General features: G+C 30.7%; 16 protein-coding genes. 14 read left to right on the forward strand and 2 right to left on the reverse strand.

Going from position 1 to position 16,763, the window contains the following annotated elements; genetic code table 11:
• Positions 1–7: 7 nt before the first annotated feature.
• A complete protein-coding gene (locus tag I6U51_RS12660; protein WP_211142978.1) occupies positions 8–1,408 on the forward strand; it encodes an aminopeptidase in 1,401 nt (466 codons plus the stop codon).
• 143 nt (positions 1,409–1,551) lie between these two features.
• Here the strand turns inward: I6U51_RS12660 and wsfD are convergent, their stop codons facing one another.
• Positions 1,552–3,060, reverse strand: a complete 1,509-nt coding sequence (gene wsfD, locus I6U51_RS12665) for a glycan biosynthesis hexose transferase WsfD (protein WP_211142979.1) — start codon at positions 3,058–3,060, stop codon at positions 1,552–1,554.
• A 195-nt stretch (positions 3,061–3,255) separates the two neighbouring features.
• Between wsfD and I6U51_RS12670 the strand changes: the two genes are divergently transcribed.
• The 6 genes from I6U51_RS12670 to I6U51_RS12695 all read left to right on the forward strand — a co-directional run bounded on the left by I6U51_RS12670 (position 3,256) and on the right by I6U51_RS12695 (position 8,134).
• The gene (locus tag I6U51_RS12670; protein WP_211142980.1) at positions 3,256–4,098 is read left to right on the forward strand and encodes a protein phosphatase 2C domain-containing protein; all 843 of its coding nucleotides are present in this window, start codon (positions 3,256–3,258) and stop codon (positions 4,096–4,098) included.
• A 122-nt stretch (positions 4,099–4,220) separates the two neighbouring features.
• Positions 4,221–4,679, forward strand: coding sequence for a hypothetical protein (locus tag I6U51_RS12675; RefSeq protein ID WP_211142981.1), 459 nt, complete (start codon positions 4,221–4,223; stop codon positions 4,677–4,679).
• 4 nt (positions 4,680–4,683) lie between these two features.
• The gene (locus I6U51_RS12680) at positions 4,684–5,340 is read left to right on the forward strand and encodes an accessory gene regulator ArgB-like protein (RefSeq protein WP_211142982.1); all 657 of its coding nucleotides are present in this window, start codon (positions 4,684–4,686) and stop codon (positions 5,338–5,340) included.
• A gap of 1 nt (position 5,341) precedes the next feature.
• A complete protein-coding gene (locus I6U51_RS12685) occupies positions 5,342–5,479 on the forward strand; it encodes a cyclic lactone autoinducer peptide (protein WP_211142983.1) in 138 nt (45 codons plus the stop codon).
• Between the two features lie 73 nt (positions 5,480–5,552).
• Positions 5,553–7,397, forward strand: a complete 1,845-nt coding sequence (locus I6U51_RS12690; RefSeq protein WP_211142984.1) for a PAS domain-containing sensor histidine kinase — start codon at positions 5,553–5,555, stop codon at positions 7,395–7,397.
• Positions 7,398–7,516: 119 nt separating this feature from the next.
• On the forward strand, positions 7,517–8,134 hold the full coding sequence (locus I6U51_RS12695) for an acetate uptake transporter (protein ID WP_211142985.1): 618 nt from the start codon (positions 7,517–7,519) through the stop codon (positions 8,132–8,134).
• Between the two features lie 48 nt (positions 8,135–8,182).
• Here I6U51_RS12695 and I6U51_RS12700 read toward each other — a convergent pair whose 3' ends face one another.
• Entirely contained in the window at positions 8,183–9,022 is an 840-nt protein-coding gene (locus I6U51_RS12700) for a CvfB family protein (RefSeq protein WP_211142986.1), read from the reverse strand.
• 186 nt (positions 9,023–9,208) lie between these two features.
• On the opposite strand from I6U51_RS12700, the gene I6U51_RS12705 reads away from it, so the two are divergent.
• From I6U51_RS12705 to I6U51_RS12735, 7 genes are all read left to right on the forward strand, one after another.
• Positions 9,209–10,075 carry a tRNA 2-thiocytidine biosynthesis TtcA family protein gene (locus tag I6U51_RS12705; protein WP_211142987.1) on the forward strand — a complete coding sequence of 289 codons (867 nt, stop codon included), beginning with the start codon at positions 9,209–9,211 and terminating at the stop codon, positions 10,073–10,075.
• A gap of 15 nt (positions 10,076–10,090) precedes the next feature.
• Positions 10,091–10,360 carry a hypothetical protein gene (locus I6U51_RS12710; protein WP_211142988.1) on the forward strand — a complete coding sequence of 90 codons (270 nt, stop codon included), beginning with the start codon at positions 10,091–10,093 and terminating at the stop codon, positions 10,358–10,360.
• Positions 10,361–11,140: 780 nt separating this feature from the next.
• On the forward strand, positions 11,141–12,271 hold the full coding sequence (locus tag I6U51_RS12715) for an RNA-guided endonuclease InsQ/TnpB family protein (protein ID WP_211142989.1): 1,131 nt from the start codon (positions 11,141–11,143) through the stop codon (positions 12,269–12,271).
• 238 nt (positions 12,272–12,509) lie between these two features.
• On the forward strand, positions 12,510–12,773 hold the full coding sequence (locus I6U51_RS12720; protein WP_211142990.1) for a carboxymuconolactone decarboxylase family protein: 264 nt from the start codon (positions 12,510–12,512) through the stop codon (positions 12,771–12,773).
• A 106-nt stretch (positions 12,774–12,879) separates the two neighbouring features.
• The gene (gene lpdA / locus I6U51_RS12725; RefSeq protein WP_246517322.1) at positions 12,880–14,619 is read left to right on the forward strand and encodes a dihydrolipoyl dehydrogenase; all 1,740 of its coding nucleotides are present in this window, start codon (positions 12,880–12,882) and stop codon (positions 14,617–14,619) included.
• Positions 14,609–15,616 (forward strand): lipoate--protein ligase, encoded by a 1,008-nt coding sequence (gene lplA / locus I6U51_RS12730; RefSeq protein WP_211142992.1) that lies wholly within the window; start codon positions 14,609–14,611, stop codon positions 15,614–15,616. The genes lpdA and lplA overlap by 11 nt, the downstream gene beginning before the upstream one ends.
• Positions 15,617–15,877: 261 nt before the next feature.
• Positions 15,878–16,711, forward strand: coding sequence for a transporter substrate-binding domain-containing protein (locus tag I6U51_RS12735; RefSeq protein ID WP_211142993.1), 834 nt, complete (start codon positions 15,878–15,880; stop codon positions 16,709–16,711).
• Positions 16,712–16,763: the final 52 nt, after the last annotated feature.

A 16,763-nucleotide genomic window follows, 5' to 3' on the forward strand; every position in this document is an offset into this window, starting at 1 on the left:
AATTTGTATGAGCAAAGAGTTAACAAAAAAATATGAATATGCTTGGGATAAGTATTCTGATGATGAGTTAAAAAGTTTATTTGATCTATCAGAGGGATACAAAGAATTTATGTCAAAATGCAAAACTGAAAGAGAGTGTGTGCATGAATTTATAGCTAGAGCAGAAAAGGCTGGATTTAAGAATTTAGAGGATATCATAAAGCAAAAGGGCTCATTGAAAGCTGGCGATAAAGTTTATGCTAACAACATGGATAAAGCTTTAGCTATGTTTACTATTGGAACAAATGCTTTTAGCCAAGGAATGAGAATATTAGGAGCACATGTGGACTCACCAAGGATGGATTTAAAACAAAATCCATTATATGAAGATACTGATTTAGCTTTATTTGAAACCCATTATTATGGAGGCATAAAAAAATACCAATGGGTAACTCTTCCTCTTGCTATACATGGAGTTGTTGTTAGAAAAGATGGTACAAAAGTAAATATTGTTATTGGAGAAGATGAAAAGGATCCTGTTGTAGGAGTATCTGATTTATTAATACACTTGGCAGCCGATCAGATGGATAAAAAGGCCAACAAGGTAATTGAAGGTGAAGACTTAAATGTATTAGTTGGAAGTATGCCAATTAACGATAAGAATGCAAAGGATAGAGTTAAGCAAAACATATTAAGATTGCTAAATGAAAAATATAACATAACAGAAGAAGATTTTGTATCTGCTGAACTTGAAGTAGTTCCAGCAGGAAAAGCAAGGGACTTTGGACTAGATAAGAGCATGGTTATGGCATATGGACATGATGATAGAATATGTTCTTATACTTCTTTTGAAGCTATGTTAAAAACAGAAAATCCAGAAAAAACTTGTGTAACTTTATTAGTTGACAAAGAAGAAATAGGAAGTGTTGGAGCTACAGGTATGCATTCAAGATTCTTTGAAAATACAGTAGCTGAAATTATGGAGTTATGTGGAGAATATAGCGACATAAAGCTAAGAAGAACATTAAGAGATTCTAAAATGCTTTCATCAGATGTAACTGCTGCTTATGATCCGAATTTCCCATCTGTTATGGAGAAAAAGAATACTGCATATTTGGGAAAAGGTATAGTATTTAATAAGTACACAGGCTCAAGAGGTAAGGTAGGTTCAAATGATGCTAGTCCAGAGTATATAGCAGAAATAAGAGCTATCTTAGATAAGCATAATGTAACATGGCAGACTTCAGAGCTTGGAAAGGTTGACCAAGGAGGCGGTGGTACTATAGCATATATATTAGCTGAGTACGGAATGAATGTTATAGACTGTGGTGTTGCTCTTCATAATATGCATGCTCCTTGGGAAATTGCAAGTAAAGCAGATATATATGAAGCTGCAAAGGGATATGAGGCTTTCTTAAAAGAAGCATAATATGCAGCTAAATGAAGTATTTATATAAGTATATTTAAGCTAAAAACGTGGTGTATCAATTTTAAAAAATTGTATACCACGTCTTTATTTTTATTAGCTATTGGTCTTTGTAGGCGCAGTTTTAGCAGCAGCACTTTAGAAATTTATTTATTCAGAGATTTTAGAAATAGGAAGTAACATTTATCAAAAATCCAAGTACAAGAAACTAGAAACAATATATCGAAAGTATAATTAAATAAAAAAAGTTGTTTTGCAGTATCCGCTTCTCCGTTACCAATGTAAGGCATTGGAAACTGTAAAATTCCAATTATCATAATTGCCCATAATAGTTCTATACGAAACATTTCTACTCTATCATTTCTTCTCTTGATGTATTCAATAACTGAAACTAAAGCAATTAACACATAAAAGGATATTAAAAATGATAGATTCTTTGGTAATCTTGAATTTCTAAAATCTGACCACATAGTGAACCTGTTAAAATTAGGTGTATATTTCTTTATATCAGACTTTTCATATTTCCCAAGAGAAGTTTTAGTATCAAAGCAATGGGCAGCGGTATATTCCATACCTTCAATTAATCGCGTTGGATGCAGTAAATAGAATTTTAAGAGTTTTAAATTATCTATATTTTTATTAAAGGTATTCTTAGTTAAGGGAGAACCTGGAGCATATTTTATATATTGATCTTTGGGCAAGTAAGCGTGCTTGCCAGCTTCTACGGACATATCCTCCGGCAAACCGAGAATTTTCAAGTCTTTTTTAGGGTTTTCAGAATTTTTTAATATACCATAAAAAACTGAGTTATATTGAGTATCTATTCCACAAGTACTATTTATTTGCAAATATATACCTTTAACATAAAAAACTAGCAGCAGTGTGAAGCAAGCAATAGGAAGTGACATCTTAAATCTATTGATAAATGTATTCTCAAAAAGAGGTAGTCTTAAGATTAATAAAATTATGATGGGTAGAGCAGAAAAACACTGCATTTTAGCACCTAAGAAGAAAAAAGCTGCTGTGAAAACAAGCAATATTTTATTTAAACTAATTTTTTGTATGTTTTGCAGAAAATACAGAACCGATGCTGTAAAGAAAAGTAATCCTAATATCATCATGGGCTCTCCGTATAGGCTATTAAACCATATAAGATATCCTCCATCCATCAATATAAATAATGACAATACAGCTAAAAATATATGTGTGCCTACTCTTTTTAAAGGAATGTACTTAACACACATATACAAACTTAATATATACATTAAAGAATAAATAAAAGCCAATACTTTAGTTGTAAAATACTGAAAACCTAGCATTTTACATATTATTCGCGCTAGTGTTATAGGATAAATCATACTAGTTGTAGGAATGATTCCAATGAGTCTTTCTAGTTCTAAAGGGACCATTACATAATTGTTTGTAATATATTTAAACCAATGGGAATCAAAGTCTGCTGAGTTATATGAAATTTCTTTTAAGCCCACTACAGTCATGACTCTTTGAAAATCTCCTTGATCGGCAACACCTGGCATTGGAGGATAGAATAGTACAAACAAGGCTATTGCGATACAGCTTAGTATAAATGTCTTCATAAGTATAGGTAGAACTAAATAATCTTTGGCAGTCAATTTATTTTTTTCTATATTTAACATACTTGCATTCCTTCTCTAAAATTTATTTAAAAGCATTTATTTGTATTTTAAGGTTTTGGACTCTACATGAATATTGTTGACATATCTAAGTGATGTTAAACTGGAATGTCGGTAATGTTAAGAAATATTACAGAAAATTTGTTATAATAGATTAAATTACAGATATATATTTAGCTATAGATTGGAGATGTTTTTATGTACTTTACAAACTATAACTCTATATCCTTTCCCAGCAATAAAAATAACGAAGATATAGTTTTTGCTTCTAACACCTATGGTTGGGTAATTGATGGAGCAACTGGGCTTGCTAAAAAGAATATTACAGGTTGCTCTAGCGATGCAGCTTGGTTTGTTAAGGCATGGGATGAGTACCTTAAGAAGAATATAGATAATATGTCTTTGACTTTAAAACAAATAATAGAAGATGGCATGAGAGTTATTGAAAGAGAGTTTTATAAATTAGACAAAACAAATTCTATAGACAAGCTTAGCATACCTTCTGCATCTATTGCTCTTATACGCATTAATAATAATAAAATTGAATATTTTTTACTTGGAGATTGTACACTAATAGCTGAAAATGTTGACGGTAAGCACATTAAAATAAAAGATAAAAGTGTAGAAAAGCTTGATGGTATTGCAGTAGAAGAGTTAAAAAGACACATGAAAGAGGAAGGTCTAGGATTTAATGAAGCCAGAAATAGAGTGAATGATTTATTAATTAAACATAGACTATTAAAAAATACTCCTGAAGGCTACTGGGTTTTAGAGTTTAATAGGGAAGCTATTGATAATGCTATTATAGGAGAGTTAGAATTTGAACAATATAAAAAGTTTCTATTAATGTCTGATGGCTTTGCAGCCATAGCGGATGTCTATAAATATATTGAGCACTCAAATATTATATCAGCAGTAGAAGAATTAGGTTTAAACATAGTATATGAAATTATAAGAAAGATTGAAAATGAAGATATTGATATGAAAAAATATCCTAGATTAAAAGCAGGGGATGATGCATCGGCAATTATTTTTTACTAATAATAAGGATGATTTCTATTTTTGTAGAAATCATCCTTATTTTGTATTATAGTTGTTTTCCTTGTGAGGAAATAGTGGTATAATTATAATAAAATTGGAATTTAGGAAGGTATTTTATATTTATGCTAAAGATAACCATAGTTGAGCTATTATTTAGAGCTATTCCTGAGTCACTTTTATTTATATGGACAAGTTATATGATCGCTCATGTAAATGTTGAAAAAAAACGTTATTTCATAGCAAGTGTACTTTCAGCTATAAGCACGTATTTTATAAGAATGCTACCTATTAATTTTGGGGTGAATATTGTTATTAGTACTAGTGTTTTAATTATTATAACAGCATCAATAAATAAAATACCTATTATGAAAGCAATATCATCTATAATGATTTCTTCAATACTATTATCAATATGTGAATCCTTAAATGTATTTGTTTTAAATTGGCTAAAAGTTGATATGCAAATAATAGTAGATAAGCCATTAATGAAGGTGCTATATTTTACTCCTTCACTAATATTATTTGGAAGTATTATTTTATTATTATATATATTAAAGTACAGAAAGAAGGAAGATGATTAGAGAAATGTTTTTAATTGAAAGAATTTCAAATAAAATAGGATATAAAGTTGCTTCTTCATTAAAATTGAATAAGGATCAAGAAGAGATTATTGCCTATGGAGCATTTTGCTTGATGCAGGTTTTATGGGCTATTTTTTGGGTTGTATTATTTGGAACAATTTTCAATGTACTAACAGATGCTCTAATTATTACCTTTGCTATTGCATTGCTAAGAAAATATTCAGGAGGAGCTCATTTTAGTTCTCCAAATAGTTGCGCAATAATTGGAGGAGTTGTCTGTACAACTTTAGCATTAATCACTGATAAAATATTACCGTTATTCAATATTAAAATATTAATTGTTCTAGGAGCAGTATGTTTAATGGTTTCATACTTCGTTGTTAATAAGCTTGCTCCTGTAGATAGTTCCGCTAAACCAATAAGAAAAGTTGAAACAAGGCAACGTTTAAAAAGACAATCTATTTTAATCCTTAATGTACTGCTTATAATTATGGTTATATTATTATTTATTTATTTTAGATATAACAATAGTTTTTCATTAGAAAGTGCAGAATCAATATGCATAGGCATTATATGGCAGGTCTTAACACTTACATCTATAGGACACAATATTTTTAACAAAATAGATAACTTTTTAGAATTTAAAAAAGGGAGGAACTAAAATGAAAAAGAAATTTATGAGAATTATCATGGGGTTAGGAGCTAGTGTGCTTACACTTTTTGCTCTTTCAACATCAGCATCAGCATGCTTTATAGCAACATATCAGCCTAAAGAGCCCAAATGTCTTAGGGAAGAATAATACTGTAATAATATAAGGATCGTATTTTCGGTCCTTATATTATTAATAATAAAAATATGTGGGTGTGAGAATTATGGATAACTTTGAGCATAGTAGAGAGAAAAATATAAATGATATTATATCTGTTGTAAAGTTAGCAGCATTACTTTTTTGTGCAATAATTGTTTATAATAGAATTTTAGTAAAAGATCAGATAATTACTAATACTATGGCTGACAATTTTAGCATAGTTGTATTTGGCGTAATAACAGGAGTAATAATTGTTATTTACTGGATATGGACGCTTCTTGCAACAAATAGAGCTTTGTCAAAATATAACAAAGAAATCCAGATTGTCGAAAATTTTATATTTATCCTAATATTCTCGATTCTCATTATTAAATCAGATGCTCATTTAAGTCAATATAAATTTTTATTCTTATTTATAATTATTACATCGACCTTGCAACTAGGTATGAAACATGGAATGGCTACTGCTATAGTTTCATCTATAATAATATTAATGATAGATTTAATATATGGACCCCAAGGTCCTATTAACATGTATTTTGAAAATGATTTGATTTTAGCAGGTGTTTTTATTTTGACGGCTTGGCCCTTAGGATACTATGTAAAAATTGAAAATAAAAACATAAAGATGAAAAATGAGCAGCTTAAAGAACTGAATGAGGAACTAAATGAAAAGGACAGACAACGTAAGTATATGGAAGGAGTACTTCTGAAAAACGAAGCTTGTTACAATTTGCTTATTCAGAATTCCAGAGATGCTATTTTTGTTCATCGTGATTATAAATTAATATTTTCAAATGAAGGTGCGGCAAAGCTTATTGGTTTCATGAATGCAGAAGAGTTAATTGGAAAATCAATTTTAGATTTTATCCCTAGTGATGAAAAAGATAGTATGAAAGAAAAGTTTCTAAAGGTATATGATGAAAAAGCTATCATGTTGACTTTTGAAGATAAAATAGAAAAAAATAATAGGGAGATAGCTGTTGTACAAAATACATCTACCTATTTTATATATGAAGGTAAACCAACAATACTAAGCATATTTCGTGACATTACACCGGAAAAGCAAGTAGAAAAATTACAAAAAGATGTAGAAAAAAATATAGAGCTATTAAAAGAAACCCGTGAATTTAATAAATTTATCACAGAATTTTTCTCCAATATTTCTCACGAATTGAAGACTCCTTTAAATGTTATATTTGCTGCTGTACAGGTATTAAGTTTATACAATAATACTGGTGAAGGATTCAAAGATAAACAAGATAAGTATTTAGAAGTTATGCGGCAAAACTGCTATAGGCTTATGAGATTAATTAATAATCTATTGGATGTGACTAGAGCAGATTCAGGATTTCTTAAACTTAATGCTCAAAATTATAATATTATAAGTGTTGTAGAAGACATAACATTGTCTGTCGCTTCCTATGTAGAAGATAAAGGAATAAGTCTTATATTCGACACTAATGTAGAAGAAAAGGTAATGGCCTTCGATCCATATAAAATCGAACGAATTATTCTTAATCTGCTTTCAAATGCAATTAAGTTTACTAATCCTGAAGGTGTAATATATGTAAATATAATTGATATGGAGAGCAGTGTTACTATTTCTGTAAGGGATACTGGTGTAGGAATACCAGAAGACAAGCTTCAAGTGATATTTGAAAGATTCGGGCAAGTGGATAAAACATTAAGTAGAAATCGTGAGGGAAGTGGTATTGGGTTGTCACTTGTTAAGTCCTTTGTAGAAATGCACGGTGGGAAAATTCATGCTAAAAGTAAATTAGGCGTTGGAAGTGAGTTTATTATTGAGCTCCCTGCAGTGGTTTTAGAAGAAAATGAGGACGAAAGTTTTACGCACGAAACAAACACTGAAAGAATTAATATCGAGTTTTCTGATATATATAAATAACGATTACTGGAGAATTTTGGGTATATGCGAGTTAATTATTATAAATCTAAATAATATGTTTGACATCCTCGACAAATTCTGATATTTTTTATAGGAATATATTATTAGAGGAGGTACTCATGAGTACTAGTCAGACGCAAAATGTTAAAATTTTAAACTGTGATCCTTCAGCATTAGGCCTATTTGGACTAGCTATGGTAACACTTGTAGCATCATCACAAAAGTTAGGATTAACACAGGGAACTTCTTTTGTATTACCTTGGGCAATTTTCCTAGGTGGTTTTGCACAACTATTTGCTTGCTTAAATGATTCAAAAAGACAAAACGTTTTTGGAACAACTGCTTTTGGAGCATATGCATTCTTTTGGTTGGCAGTAGGAACTTCTTGGATGATTAAAGGCGGAGTGTTTGGACAAACTTTAGCATCCACAGTAGATGCTAAACAACTAGGATTTGCCTATATAGGATATTTGATATTTACTATATTTATGACTATAGGAGCAGCCGAAACAAATAAGGTATTATTTATAATATTTTTCCTTATAAACTTTTTGTTTTTAGGTTTATCACTTAGCTCATTTGGAATTATGCCCGAGTTCTCACATGAACTAGCTGCATACTCAGAGTTATTTATATCAATTTTTTCTTTTTATGGTTCTGCAGCATCAGTTTTAAATCCACACTTTGGCAGAACATTCTTACCGATAGGAAAACCTTTTGGAATATTTAAAAAGTAAGATAAAGCACCACATTGAGTATTTTTCTTAATGTGGTGCTCATTTTAATTATTTCAGTTTTGTTCCTTTTTCATCTTGAACTATTAAGTTTCTTTTCATAAGTCCACCTAAGGAATTTTTAAAGTTATTTTTACTTACATGAAAAGTATCATATATTTCATCTGGTGAACTCTTATCATTAAAAGGCATAAAACCACCGTGATCTTTTAGATATTCTAAAATAGTGTCTTGAAGTTCAGTTCTTTGAATCTTTCCAGCTTTTCTTGGAGTAAGGCCTAGTTTCCCATCTTCATAAATTTTGATTACAGTTAGATCAAGTACATCTCCATGTTGTATATCGCTATAATATTCATTTTTTAGAATAACACCTTTATACATATTATCAACAGCTACCATAACGCTTTTGTTAGTTTGGAAACCATAAACTGTTCCAGTAACAGAATCTCCTATGTTGTATTTATCAGTGTCCTCTAAATATCTATCTATATCAGTAGTAGCAGCAATTCTTCCAGTCTTATCTAAATAGATATAAAATAAATAAGATTTATTGTTCAGTAATCCATAAAGCTTTTCTTTAAATGGTACTAGTATATCCCTTTCCAGGCCAAAGTCTACAAAGCTTCCTATTTTAGTAGTAGAAATTACTTTAAGATAAGCTAACTCTCCAACTGTAGCTAAAGGCTTCTTTAAAGTAGCAATTAATCTATCCTTTGAATCTCTATATATGAAAGCTTCTACTTCGTCGTCTATATTAAGTTCATTGCCTAGTGCACTCTTGTTTGGAAGCAAGATATCATCACTAGTACGTCCTGTACCTGCATCTAAGTAGTATCCAAAGTCTGCTTTTCTCACAACTTTTAATTTATTAAAATCACCTATGTTTATCAATAGTTATTACCTCACTTTATACATGTTTTTACTTTCTTAGTATTTCTTATTTTAACACAATTTATGAGGAAAATGTGAAGCAAAATTTTTAAGAGGACAATTGTCCTCTGTCCTCTAGAAAAATGCTTCGCATTTTTCTCAAAAGGTGCTATAATATTTCCGTAAAAAGAGAGGTGGAATTTTAAAATGAGTGATATAGCAGGAAAAGGTTGCGAAGTGCTAGTTCCATACGAAGAGCGAAAACCACTTCAGGAAATAGAACGAAGTATTACTAAAAGATACAGAAAACATATATGGTCAAAATTTGTAAAAGCAGTTAAGGATTTTAAGCTAGTAGAAGATGGTGATAAAGTTGCAGTAGCTGTCTCCGGTGGTAAGGACAGTATACTGATGGCTAAACTATTTCAAGAGTTAAAGCGCCATGGGCAGATGAACTTTGAATTGGAGTTTATTGCCATGGACCCAGGCTACCATCCAGACATAAAAAAGCTGTTAATTGATAATTGTGAGTATTTAAATATACCAATTCATATTTTTGAATCGGGAATTTTTGACGTAGTAGACAAAATTGCGCAGGACTATCCATGTTACATGTGTGCAAGAATGCGTAGAGGATCTCTATACAATAAAGCCAAAGAATTAGGCTGCAATAAACTTGCGCTAGGACACCATTTTAATGATGTTATTGAAACTACATTATTAAATGTACTATATTCAGGAAACTATAAAACTATGATGCCTAAGTTGAAATCTACAAATTTCGAAGGACTTGAGCTTATTAGGCCGCTTTACTATGTTCACGAGGATTATATTAAACGCTTTATTCAAAATAGTGGCATTTGGCCATTAAATTGTGCATGTATGGTTGCTGCTGAGAAGATAGGAAACAAGAGATATGAAATCAAGGATTTAATTGAATCTCTAAAGAAAAATTTTAAGGACGTAGAAAAATCCATATTCAGATCTGCACAAAATGTAAACATGGACTCTATCTTAGGATGGGAAAAGGGTGGAGAAGACTATTCATTTCTTGATTTTTATGATAAAGAGTAGCATTGGAGGAACAGTATGCTAAGAATATGGGGAAGATTGATTAAAGACGGTAAGACCTTAAAAGATGATGTTGTCACAGCTGATATAGAGGGAAGCTATCAGGATAACTTAAAGTTCTGTATAACTGAGCTTTGTAATAAATTTGACATATCGAAGCCCTACTGGCTGCCTAGCAACTTAGATGAATACAATAGAAGAAGTAAGACTAGTTTTAACCACCATAATTTTGTTGAAGAGCTGGATTTTGATAAGTTAGTAATAGAAGAATTAGATAATGAAGAGTAATAAGCCGCACCTATAGACAAGGTGCGGTCTATTTGTATATTTAATAGAAAATTTCAAATTATATATTGAATTATTATAAAATAGTTGCTATACTAATGATTAGTAAGATAATTAAAATAAACTATTAGGGGGAATTTAATATGTCAAAAAATCCAAGAGAAATATTAAATAATTTTGTTGGAGGTAACTAACAGTTACAAATAAGTTATAAAAAGTTATAAAACATTAACAAAAATTATAACTTAGAAAATTGTTGACAGCCTCCCATGTTCGTAAAGAGCATGGAGTGATGTATGGAATACATCCAAAATCCTTTGAATTGCTGGAAACCCCTAAAGCTAACTAAACTACAACGTAAGGATGAAATAAGCCTGAGCGTGATAGTTGCGAAAGCAGAAAAAATTAGTTAGATAGCATAAGGTTAAATCCTAAGTGCCAAATAACAATGGGCAATCAGCAGGTAAGCCTCAAAGAGAGGAAACTTCAACGACTATCCTGTGATGGGAGTACACTACAAGCTGTTGGTAGTGGAAGTGGAGGACACCGATTAGGTGGTGATATAGTCTACGCTCATATGAAAGTATGAGAAGTTCATAAGTTTTACAAGACTTTGAGAACTGCTTAGTAGTAGCGATACTAGGTGAATAGGCATAAAACTTGTAAGAAGTTATAAATATATAAAAATAATTTATAGGTGATGCTGTAATCTTTTAAAACTTACCTCATTATTATATTACCTAATTATTAGGAGATAATATTAATAGAAAGTGAGGTGAGAACATGATAAAAGCAGTAAAAATAAGGTTAAAGCCAACTAAGGAACAGGAAATGTTAATGTTTAAATCCGTAGGTTGTGCAAGATTTGCATACAACTGGGGGTTAGCAAAATGGGAAGAAATGAATAAGCAAGACCTTAAGCCTTCAAAAGTAAAAATAAGAACTGAATTTAATAATACAATTAAAAAGAATAATAATTACGTATGGTTAAAGGAAGTATCTGCACAGGTTACACAGCATGCTTTTGAGGATTTAAATGATGCTTATAATAAGTTCTTTAAGGGTTTATCTATGCATCCTAAGTTTAAAAGCAAGAAAAAATCTAAAAATTCCTTTTATGTTAGATATGATGCTATTAAATTCAAAGATGGAACAGTTAATATAGAGAAAATAGGCAAGGTTAAATATAAAACAAATTATGAAATACCTATTCTATCTAAATATAATAACCCAAGGTGTGAATTTGACGGTAAGTATTGGTATCTAACGTTTGGCTTTGAACACAACGAAAACCAAGTTGAGTTAAATAAGAATTTATCTATTGGAATTGACTTAGGAATCAAGAATTTTGCAGTTATAAATTGTTTAGATAAACCAATAAAAACCATTAATAAATCTGTAAAGGTTAGAAAGCTAAAAAAGAAATTAAAAAGATTACAAAGGCAAGTATCAAGAAAATATGAAGCAAATAAAAAAGATAAGAAATTTGTTAAGACTAAAAACATAATAAAGCTTGAAAAACAAATTAAACTTATCTATAGAAAACTAAACAATATAAGACTTAACTATATTCATCAAGCTACTAATAAAATAGTTAAACTAAAGCCATATAGAATTATTATGGAGGATTTAAATATTAGCGGAATGATGAAAAACAAACATTTAGCAGAAAGTATACAGGAACAAAAATTCTATGAATTTATTAGGCAGATAAAATATAAATGTGAGTTTAATGGAATAGAGTTTGTTCAAGCAGATAGATTTTATTCTTCAAGTAAAATTTGCAGTTGTTGTGGTAACAAAAAAGATGATTTAAAGCTAAAGGATAGAATTTATGTATGCAATAAATGTGGATTAGAAATAGATAGAGATAAAAATGCTTCAATTAATCTTGGTAATTATAAATTAGCATAGCATCACTACTAAAAGATAATGCTAATATGTACCCTGCGTTGTGGGGGAATTTAAGCCCTGGGAGAACTATACCAAACTAGAGTAGATTATTTAAAATTGAAATAGGGTTCTGCGAATAGGGAAGATTATTTGGTAACTATAATCAAAATAAAATTTATATATTTATAACTTTTTATAAGTTTTATGCAACGGATTAGAATCCTTTGGAGCAACTAATAAAGAAGGCGTAGATGCTTTCATGAATTTACTTGGAACAGCGTATAAACCAGGAAAATTAGAGACAAAAGCAAAGGAATTAATAAGTGTTGCTATTGCGGTATACAATCGTTGTGAATATTGCATAGTGTTCCATGCATACAAAGCATTAGAAGCAGGTGCAACTCGTGAAGAAATAATGGAAGCAGCTATGGTTTCAGTTGCATTTGGAGGCGGCCCTACTATGGCGTATAGTGTTACATTATTAAAAGACAGCGTAGATGAATTCGAAGGAGACTTCAAATAACATAGGACTAAAAGGCCGAAAATTGACTTACACAAAGGACTATAAATATATTCCAGAGTGTAAGTCAATTTTCTAGTTTGAAACTCTATAATTTAGGAGGTAAGTGATGTTAGATATAGTATTAGATAAGTTAAATGGACACGCTAAGGATGGTAAAGTATGCAGAATATATATAAGTGTTGGAGACACAATTAACGCTGATGATAACATTTGTGATATAGAAAGTAAAAAGGGAAGTTCAACTTTTAAATCTAACTTTTCAGGTGTTATAAAAAGTATAGAGATTTCAGAGGGAGACACTATAAGCTTAGGAGCCGTAATAGCTAAGATAGAAGGAGAAGCTGTCGGGGTTAAAGAGGATAACAAAAAAGAAGACAATACTTCTAGTAACAAAGGTGCCTCATCCTTTAATTATTTCGCTGGATTAATGAAGCCTAAAAAAGAAGAAATAAGCTGTGATATAGCTATAGTTGGGGGAGGACCTGGTGGATATGTAGCTGCTATTGAAGGTGCTATGTTAGGTGCAAATGTAGTATTGATTGAAAAAGAAAACCTAGGTGGAACTTGCCTTAATCGTGGATGTATTCCCACTAAAACCTTAGTAAGGTCAGCAGAGATATATGACAGCTTATGCAGAGCAGATGAATTTGGTTTAATAGCAGAAAATGTCTCAGTAAATATGAAAAAGATAATTCAGCGTAAAAACAATATAGTTGAAGAATTAAGAAATGGAATTCAATTTATACTTGAAAAACGTAATGTAAGAATCATAAAAGGTGAAGGTAAGCTAGTAAAAGAAGACAGCCTATTTGTAAAAGAAAATAATACAGAAATAACTATCAACGCTAAAAATATAATATTAGCAACAGGTTCAAAGGCTATGAAACTTCCAATACTAGGTGCAGATTTAGAAAACGTTATAACCAGTAATGAAGCACTGGATTTAGATAAGCTTCCTAAAAAGTTAATAATAATAGGTGGCGGCATAATAGGTATGGAATTTGCATTCATGTACTCCAAGCTAGGCGTAGATGTATATGTAGTAGAGTATTTTGATTCAATACTAGCAACCTTAGATAAAGATATATGTGACGAAATAACTGCAATAGCAAAGGATAATAACATAAAGTTATATACTGGTTGCAAAGTCGAGGAAATATTAAAAGGAGAAGACAACCAATCAATAGTAGTATTTTCAAAAGAAGATACTAAAAAATATCTATCAGCAGATAAAGTTTTAATGGCAGTTGGTAGAGCCCCTTCAATAGATACTGCAGAATTAGAGAAGTTTAATATTGAGTTAACTGCTAACAAAAGAGCTATATCAGTAAATGACAAAATGCAAACTAGTCTAAATAATATATATGCTATAGGTGATGCAACTAATATAATTCAATTAGCCCATGTAGCATCCCATCAAGGGGTAGTGGCAGCAAGAAATATAATGGGAAAAGAATGTAGTATGAATTATGATGTAGTTCCAAGTGCTATATTTACACATCCTGAAATTGCTGTGGTTGGAGTATCAGAAAAAGATGCAGAGAAAAAAGGTATTGAAATAGAGATAGGTAAATTTCCTTTCGCAGCTAACGGAAAAGCCATGACCTATGGTGAAAAAGAAGGCTTTGTAAAAATCATAAAAGACAAGGCTACTGGAGTTGTTATCGGCGGTGCTATAATAGGACCTCATGCAACAGATTTAATAGCTGAATTAGCTCTAGCTGTAAAGAACAAGTTAACAGCAGAACAGATTACAGAAACTATACATGCACATCCTACTACAGCAGAGGCTATACACGAAGGAGCTCTTGCTTTAGAAGGAGGATCTTTACACTTTGTTAACTAAAGATATAAAAACAAAAATTGTTATATCTACATCAGTTGATCCTTATTACAACTTATCCTTAGAAGAATACATGCTAAATAATGTAGAAGAAGATGAAGTGATTCTTTATTTATGGCAAAATGCAAACACTGTAGTTATAGGTAGAAATCAAAATCCATGGAAAGAGTGCAAATGTAAAGAACTAGAACTGAATGATGGGAAGATAGCTAGAAGACTTTCTGGCGGTGGTGCAGTGTACCATGACTTGGGAAACTTAAACTTTACATTTGTGGCAAGCGAAGCTTTGTATAATCTAGAAAAACAGTTGAAGGTTATATTAAAGGCAGCTCAAAAAGAAGGGATAGATGCACAGTTTTCTGGAAGAAATGATATTGAGGTAAATGGAAAGAAGTTTTCTGGCAATGCTTTCTACTTTACGAAAACTTCAGCATATCATCATGGTGCTATACTTATTGATACTGATATAAGTAAATTAGGCAGCTATCTCCAGGTTTCAAAAGAGAAAATACAGTCTAAAGGTATAGATTCAGTACAAGCTAGAGTTGTAAACTTAAAGAACTTAAATAAAGCTATAACTATAGAGTCATTTAAAATGAGACTTAAAGAAAGCTTTAAAGAAATATATGGAGAAAATTCCGAAGAATATATATTAAATGAGGAGATATTTAAATTAAATGAATTATATAATAAGTATTCCTCATGGGAATGGATTTATGGGGAATCACCCTCATTTGATATAAGCTTTAAAAATAGATTTACTTGGGGAGATATAGAAATTGGATTAACCCTAAAGAAAGCATATATACAAAAGGCGGTTATATATTCTGATGCTTTAAATAGTAGCCTTATTTTAAGATTAGGTGATGTACTTGAGGGAATAAATTTTGATGTTTCAAAAATATGTGAAAAAATAAGATACCTAAGTACTGAATTTGGCGAAGATGAAATAATAAATGATATATATAATTGGATGAAGAGTAAAGTATTACAGTTTTAATAATATGGATATTCATTGAATTTAAAGTGCTAAATTTTTAATTTAATCTGGTATTTATATAAATAGAAGGTATATAAATATTCAAGTTGAGTTAAAATACAGTTAATAATTCTATGGATATCCAATTTTTTTATAGATAAAGTTATGAATTTTTATTAAAAAAATTTATAAAAAGTATTGTATAAACATGAAAACGGATGTATAATAATACAAGAATTAATTTTGAAGCATCAAGTGATAGAAATTTTGGGGGGAATCAAAATGTTAAAAGGAAGTTTAAAGAAACTTATAGCAGTATCTTTAGTTGTAGGCTCAATGTTTACTTTTGCTGCTTGTGGAAGCAAGCAAGAGGCATCTAATAGTGGAACACAATCACAAACTATGGAAAGAATAAAGAAGAACGGAAAACTTGTTCTTGGTACAAGTGCGGACTATCCACCATATGAATTCCATAAATCAGTAGATGGAAAAGATGAAATCGTAGGTTTTGATGTTGAAGTTGCAAAACAAATAGCAAAAGATATGGGAGTAAAGCTTGAAATAAAAGACATGAAGTTTGATGGACTGCTTGCAGCTTTAGATCAAGGAAATGTTGATATTGTTGTTGCTGGAATGACTCCAACTGAAGAAAGAAAGAAAAACGTAGATTTCTCAAAAGTTTATTATAATGCAGTTCAAACTGTAATAGTAAAAGCTTCTGATAAAGATAAGATAAAATCAATAGATGATTTAAAAGGTAAAAGAGTAGGAGTTCAAAAAGGAGCAATACAAGAAGAAATAGCTAAGAAGCAAATGCCAAATTCTGAAGCTGTAGCTCTTGGAAAAATATCAGATTTAGTTTTAGCTCTTAAGAACAATAGAGTTGATGCAGTTATAGTAGAATTGCCAGTTGCAACTTCAAATGTGAATGCTAATAAGGACTTGGTTATATCAGGTATAAAACTTCAAACTGAAGAAGCAGGTTCAGCAGTTGCAATTAAAAAGGGAAGTGCAGATGTAGTTAGCGCTATAGATAAGACACTAGACAAACTAATTCAAGATAAGAGCATTGACAAGTATGTTACTGATGCAACTAACTCAGTAGAAGTAAAATAAATTAAGACCTTTAAGTTCAGCAATAATTGTTAGGTAGCTGTAGTTACCTAAC

Origin of the sequence: Clostridium aciditolerans (assembly GCF_016316925.1) — a bacterium.
Classification (GTDB): domain Bacteria; phylum Bacillota; class Clostridia; order Clostridiales; family Clostridiaceae; genus Clostridium_AM; species Clostridium_AM aciditolerans.